Origin of the sequence: Azospirillum sp. B4 (genome assembly GCF_000333275.1) — a bacterium.
GTDB lineage: Bacteria > Pseudomonadota > Alphaproteobacteria > Azospirillales > Azospirillaceae > Nitrospirillum.
The window spans coordinates 1-6,954 of the sequence record NZ_BACU01000429.1; the positions used below are offsets into that span (position 1 = coordinate 1).

The 6,954-nt window shown below is 68.9% G+C and carries 1 protein-coding gene; it reads right to left on the reverse strand.

Annotation, left to right across the window (positions count from 1 at the left end):
• On the reverse strand, positions 1-6,835 hold a 6,835-nt coding region (locus tag I55_RS18925), incomplete at its 3' end, for a hypothetical protein (RefSeq protein WP_044562141.1).
• Positions 6,836-6,954: the final 119 nt, after the last annotated feature.

The following is a 6,954-nucleotide window of genomic DNA, read 5'->3' on the forward strand; positions in this document are numbered from 1 at the left end:
TGCCCAGGCTGCCGCCGGCGGCGACATAGACCGCCGTGCTGGCCGCCAGCAGGCCGCTGTTGGTCAGGGTGGCCAGGGTCCCGCCGATATAGTCATTGGCGATGGCCATCACCAGGTTGCCGCCCATGATGGTGGTGGCCAGGCCCAGGCCGGCGACGGCGCCCGCCGCCGTGATGGTGGCGCCGGTGTAACTGGAGCCGACACCGCCGGCCACCACCGTGGTCAGGCTGTTGACCAGATAGTTGCCGGTGCTGGACAGGCTGACCTGAACCAGGCCGCCGCCGATGCTGGCGGCCCCGCTGACCGCCAGTTCGCCCAGCGTGCCCAGGGCCAGCGTGCCGGCGTTCTGGGTGTAGGCGCCGGTGATCGAGATCAGCGTGTCCAGGCGCAGGGTGGCGCCACTGTTGACCACCGTGTGGCCGCCCACGTCGATGCCGTCACCCAGCGCCAGCTGCCCGCCGGCGAACACCAGGTTGGACGCGGTGTTGGCGATGCTGCCGCCCCTCAGCGTGCCGCTGACGGTATCGCCGCCCACCATCACCAGATCGCGCGCCGACAGGTTCACGATGTCGCCAATGATGGTGCCGCTGTTGGCCAGCGTCCCGATGGTGCCGAGGTTGCGCACCGCGGCGATGGTGCCCTGGAGGACGCCACTGTTGGACAAGGTGCCGATGCTGCCGGTGGCCGCCACGTAGACGGCGTTGCCCGCGCTGAGGGTGCCGCTGTTGGCCAGGGTGCCCTGCGCGCCGCCGATGTAATCGTTCAGGCCGACCAGAGAGAGGCTGTCGCCACCCACGCTGCCCGTCAGTTCCAGGCCGGTGACGGTGGAGGCGTAGGTGAGCCCGGTGAAGGTGGAGCCCACGCCGCCGGACACGGCGACGCTGCCAGCCCCCGCCAGCACGTTGGCGGTGCCGGCGATGCCGGAGGCCATCACCGTGCCGCCGGTCAGGACCGCCGCGCCGCTGACCGCCAGCTGGCCGGTGCCGTAAGTCAACGCCAGCGTGCCGCCGGCCTGGCTGTACGTGCCGCTGACGCTGATCAGCGTGTCGAGCCGGAGGGAGGCGCCATTGTTGACCAGCGTGCCGGAACCCACGTCCACCTGGTCGTTCAGCAGCAGGCTGCCGCCGCTGAGCACCACGTTGGCGCCGCTGCTGGTCAGGGTGCCGACACCGGCATAACCGGTCAGCGTGCCCACCGTGCCACTGGTGCCGCCGGCGATGGTCAGGTCGTTGGCGCTGTCATTCTGGATGTCGCCGGCGATGGTGCCGCTGTTGGCCAGCAGGCCGATGCTGCCGCCGTTGTACAGGGCGACGGGGCCGCTGATCAGGCCGCTGTTGGACAGGACGCCGATGGTTCCCCCGTTGGCCACGGCGGCCGGGGTGCCGGAACCGGCGGAGATCTGGGAATTGACCAGGCGGCCACTGTTGACCAGGGTGCCGATGCTGCCACCATTACTGATGCCGTTGGTGCCATCGGCCAGCAGCGTGCCGCTGTTGACCAGCCGAGTGACCACGCCATAGTTGATGATGCCGCTGCCGGCCACATTGATCAGGTTGCTGTTCAGCAGGGTGCCCAGGGTACCCAGGTTCTGAACGCCCCAGGTGCCGTTGAGGGTCCCGTCGTTGCTCAAGGTGCCGACGCTGCCCGTGCCGGCGACGTAAACGCCGGCCTGGACGCTGAGGGTGCCGGTGTTGCTGAGCGTGGCCAGCGTGCCGCCGACATAGTCGTTGGCGACGCTCATCAGCAGGCTTTGGCCGGCGGTCACACCGCTGACCGCCAGGCCGCCGACGTTGCTGGCGATGGTGGCGCCGGCATAGCTGGACCCAGCACCGCCCCGCACCAAGGTGTAGGAAGCGCCCACCAGGTAATTGCCGCCCGCGTCCAGGCTGCCCAGGACCGAGCCGCCAACGATGCTGGCGCCGCCGCTGACCGTCAGCGGACTGGTACCGGCGTCGACCGCCAGGGTGCCGCCGGTCTGCCGGTAGGCGCCGGTGATGCTGACGCTGGCGGGCAGCGTCAGGCTGGCCCCGCTGTTGAGCACGGTGTGGCCGCTGGCGTCGATCCGGTCGTTCAGGACCAGGTTGCCGCTGGCGAAGACCAGGTCACCCGCGGTGTTGGTGATGACGCCCTGGCCCGAAAGGCCGGTCAGGGTGCCCAGGGTGCCGAAGCCACCGCCGGTGATGGTGAGGTCGCCGCCGGCATTGACGATGTCGCCCCCGATCAGGCCGGTGTTCGCCACCAGGCCCACGGTGCCGGCGATGTACAAGGCGGCGGCGCTGCCGCTGAGCGTGCCGCTGTTCAGCACCGTGCCGATGCTGCCACCCGCCGCCACGTGCAGGGCATGGGTGACGCCGCTGATGGTGGCGGTCTGCACGAGCGTGCCCAGGCCGGCGCCGACGTAATCGCTGGCATAGGCCAGCACCAGGCTGGTGCCGCTGACCGTCCCGGCGCTGCTGAACCCGCTGGGCCCGGCGGCCATCACGGTGGACCCGGCGTAGCTGGAGCCGGTGGTGCCCGTCACCAGGGTGGCGCCATTGCCCGCCAGATAGATGCCGGTGCCGGACAGGCTGGCCAGGACGGTGCCGCCGCTGATGCCCACCGTCCCGCTGACCGCCAGCTGGGCGCCATCGCCCACCACCAGGGTGCCGGCCGTCTGGCTGTAGGCGCCGGTGACGCCGATGACCGTGGCCAGGGTCAGGGACGCCCCGCTGTTCACCAGGGTGTGCCCGGTGACGGTGACGATGTCGTTCAGGGCCAGATCGCCGGCGGCGAACACCACGTTGCCCACGGTGTTCGTGATCGTGCCCAGGTTGGTCAGGGTGGCGCCGGTCAGCGTGCCGATGGTGCCGCCGGAGCCACCGGTGAACACCAGGTCCTGGGTTGCCTGGTTGAGGATGTTGCCCGCGATCAGGCCGCTGTTCGATACCGTGCCCAGGGTGCCGGTGGCGCGGTTCAAGAGGGCGGTGCGGCCGCTGATCGTGCCGCTGTTGGCCAGCGTGCCGATGGTGCGGGTGTTGACGATGCCATAGGGCGTGCCGCTGATGACGCCCTGGTTGATCAGCGCGGCGATGGTGCCGCCGTTGTTGACCCCGCCCGCCAACGGCGCGGGGGCGTCCAGCAGGGCGCCGGTGTTCAGCACGGTGCCGATGCTGCCCAGATTGTACAGGCCGATGCTGCCAGTGGCGGTGCCGCTGTTATCGAACTGGCCGATGGTGCCCTGGTTCAGAACGCCGTAGAGCCGGCCCGACAGCAGGGCGCTGTTGGTCAGCGTGCCGACGCTGCCGCTGCTGGCGACCATGACCGGAATGGTGACGCCACTGATGGTGCCGCCGTTGTTCAGCGTGGCCAGGGTGCCGCCCACATAATCGCTGAGCGGGCTCACCAGCAGGTCGACATTGCCGCCGATGGTGGCCGTGGTGCCGGACAGGATCAGGTTGCCGATGGTGGCGCTAACGGTGGCGCCGGTATAGTCGGACCCCAAACCGCCCTGGACCGCGGTGCCAATCACGGTGTTGGCGAGGTAGTTGCCATTGCCGTCCAGCAGAACCACCACATCGCCGCCGCTGATGCTGGCGGCGCCGCTGACCGACAGCAGGCCGGTGCCCTGCGTCAAGACCAGCCCGCCGCCCGTCTGGCTGTAGTTGCCGGTGATATTGATATGCGTTCCCAAGGTCAGGCCGGCGCCGCTGTTCACCACCGTCTGGCTGCCGACGTCGATCCAGTCGTTCAGCGACAGGTAGCCGCCGGCGAACACCAGGTTGGCGCCGGTGCTGGTGATGGTGCCCACGTTGGTGAGCGTGGCCCCCGTCAGCAGGCCCGACAGGCCGGTGTTGGTGCCCCCGATGATGGTCAGCGGCCGGTTGCCGGCGTTCACGATGTTGCCCAGCACCGTGCCGGTGTTGAACAGGGTGCCCAGCGTGCCCCCGCTGCCGATGGACAGGGCGGTGGAGCCGCCGGACAGCTGCCCTGAATTGTTCAGCAGGGCCAGGGTGCCGTTGACCTGCACGCCACCGCCACCGGTGATGGTGCCGCTGTTGTCCAGGGTGCCGATGCTGCCGCCGTCGCTGATGCCGCCTTCGATCAGGACATTGTTGGTGAGGAAGGTGATGGTGCCGCTGTTGCTGACACCGTGCAGGATGGTGCCGGTGTTGTTGAGATTGCCGATGCTGCCGTAATTGGTCAGGGCCGGCAGGCTGGTGGAACTGATGAGGCCGACATTGTTCAGGGCGCCGATGCTGCCGTTATTGACCAGGCCCAGGAAGTTGCCGGCAATGGTGCCCGGACCCGCGTTGATGAGGGTGTCGATGACGCCTTCGTTGTCCAGCGGATTGCCGCCGGTCAGCGTGCCCGCGTTGATGAGGGTGCCGACGCGACCGCTGGTCGCGACGTAGATGGGGGTGCCGCTGCCCAGGCTGCCCGAGTTGGAGAGGGTGGCAAGGGTGCCGCCGACATAGTCGCTGATGGCCGTGGCCAGCAGGCTGATGCTGCCACCGCCGCTGAGCGTGCCGGTCTGCAAGCTGAGCGACAAGCCGCCCGCCTGCGCCTGGACACCGGTGTAGTTGGAGCTGGCATCACCGGTCACCAGCGTGGCGACGACGCTGCCCGCCAGGTAGTTCCCGGTATCGGACAGGCGGGCGACGACGGAACCGCCGGACAGCGTGGCCGCGCCCGTCACCAGCAGCCGGCCGGCGCCCGGCGTCACCGTCAGACCGCCGTCCGTCTGGCTGTAATCGCCGCTGACGGTCATGATGGTGCCCAGCGCCACCGAGGCGCCGCTGTTCACCAGCGTGTGGCCGGTGACGTTGACCCGATCATTCAGCACCAGGGAGCCCGAGGCCAGGGTCACGTTGGCCAGGGTGTTGGTCAGGGTGCCGATGCCGCCGCCGACACCGGTGAAGGTGCCCACCGCGGTTCCGCCACCGCCCTGGATGACCAGGGCATTGGCGCTATCGTTGGTGAGGTCGCCGAGGATGGTGCCGCTGTTGACCAGCATGCCCAGGCTGCCGGTGCTGGCGATGTACACCGCCTGCTGGCTGATCGTGCTGACGGCCAGCCGCCCGCTGTTGACAAGGGTGCCCAGCGTGCCGCTGACGTTCACCACCTGGAACCCATCGGGACCGATGCTGAACAGGCCGCTGTTGACCAGCGCATCCATGTGGCTGCCCAGCGACAGGCCGATGATGCTGCTGAAGATGGTGCCGCTGTTGGACAGCGTGCCATAGCTGCCGTCGCCCTGGATGGCGGTGGTGGCGCTGTGGATGATGCCGTCGTTCTGGATGGAGCCGATGGTGCCGTGGTTCAGGATGCCGATGCTGGCGCCCAGGGTGCCAGTGTTGGTCAGCGTCCCCAGCGTGCCGGTCGTGGCCACGTAGACGGCGGTGTTGAAACCGATGCTGCCGCTGTTGGAAACGCTGGCGATCGAGCCGCCGATGTAATCATTGGCGTTGTATGCCACGTAGGCGAAGTATTCGCCCGAGCCGGACAACGAACTGGCCCAGCCCAGCACGGTGGTGGCGAAGGCCGCCCCCTGGGCCATGGTGTCGTGGGCGCCCACCCAGTTGACGGGTGCGCTGAAGTTGATGCTGGAGCTTTCGCTTTGCACCAGGGTGAGCTGGTCGCCAACCAGGTAGTTGGCCTGGCTGTTCAACGTGACGTTGACCCGGCCGCTGGCGATGCTGACGGCACCCGGGACGAACAGCTGGCCGGAGCCGGCGACGATGTTCAGCGTACCGCCGGCCTGGGCGAAGTTGCCGCCGAACAGGGTCGCCGCCGACCCCACCAGGCTGTAATGCCCCGCGATGCTGATGGTGCTGTCCAGCGTCAGGGTGCCGCTGTTGATGACGGTGTTGGTGCCGACGTTGATGTTGTCCCTCAGCGCCAGGGCGCCGCCGCTGAACACCAGGTTGCCGGTGGTGTTGATGATGGTGCCTTGGCCGCCGAAACCTGTCAGGGTGCCGATGGCGCCGCCGGTGCCGCCACCGATGGTGAGGCCGGCGGCACCGGCGTTGATGATGTTGCCGGCGATGATGCCGCTGTTGCTGAGCGTGCCGATGCTGCCGCCGCTGACGATGGTCAGCGCCGTGGGCGAGGTGATCAGGCCGCTGTTGTCCAGCCGACCAAGGGTGCCCGCCACCAGAACCGCCGCGCCGCCGAGTGTGCCGGCGACCGTGTCGCTGTTGGCGAAGGTCCCAAGGCTGCCGGTGGACGCCACATACAGGCCGTACTGGGCCGAGCCGACGCTCAAACCCGCCGTGTTGCCCACCGACGCCAGCGTGCCGCCGATGTAATCGTTGACGATGGTGAGCAGCAGGTTGTCGCCGCTGGTGGCCAGGCCACCCACCAGGCCGGCGAGCGCATTGCCCGCGACCGCATTGGTGTAATCGGACCCGGAACCGCCGGCCACCAGGGTGCCGCCGGCACCGCCGATGATGTAGTTGCCGGTCGCCGACAGCCCGGCCGAGACCGTGCCCGCGATGGTCGCCGCACCGCTGACCACCAGTTCGCCGGTGCCCGCGCTCAGCGACAGCGTGCCGGAGGCGCCCTGGGTGTAAGCGCCGGTGATGCTGACGATGCTGGACAGCACAAGGTTGGCGCCGGTGTTCAGCACCGTGTGACCGCTGGCGCTGATGCTGTCGTTCAGCAGCAAGTTGCCGCCCGCGAACACCACGTCGGCGGAGGACACCAGCGTGCCCTGGTTGGTCACGGTATAGCCCGTCAGCGTGCCGACGGTGGTGCCCGACCCGCCTGAGATGGTCAGGGCGTTGCTGGTGTTGTTGCCGAGGTCGCCGGCGATGGTGCCGCTGTTCACCAGGGCGCCGATGGTCCCGCCCAGCACAATCAGGGCTTGGCCGCTGCCGGCGAATCAGCCCGCTGTTGACCACACGGTCGATCCCGCCGCTGGCCGCCACACCCCAGTAGCCGGTGATGGTGCCGCTGTTCAGCAGGGTGCCCATG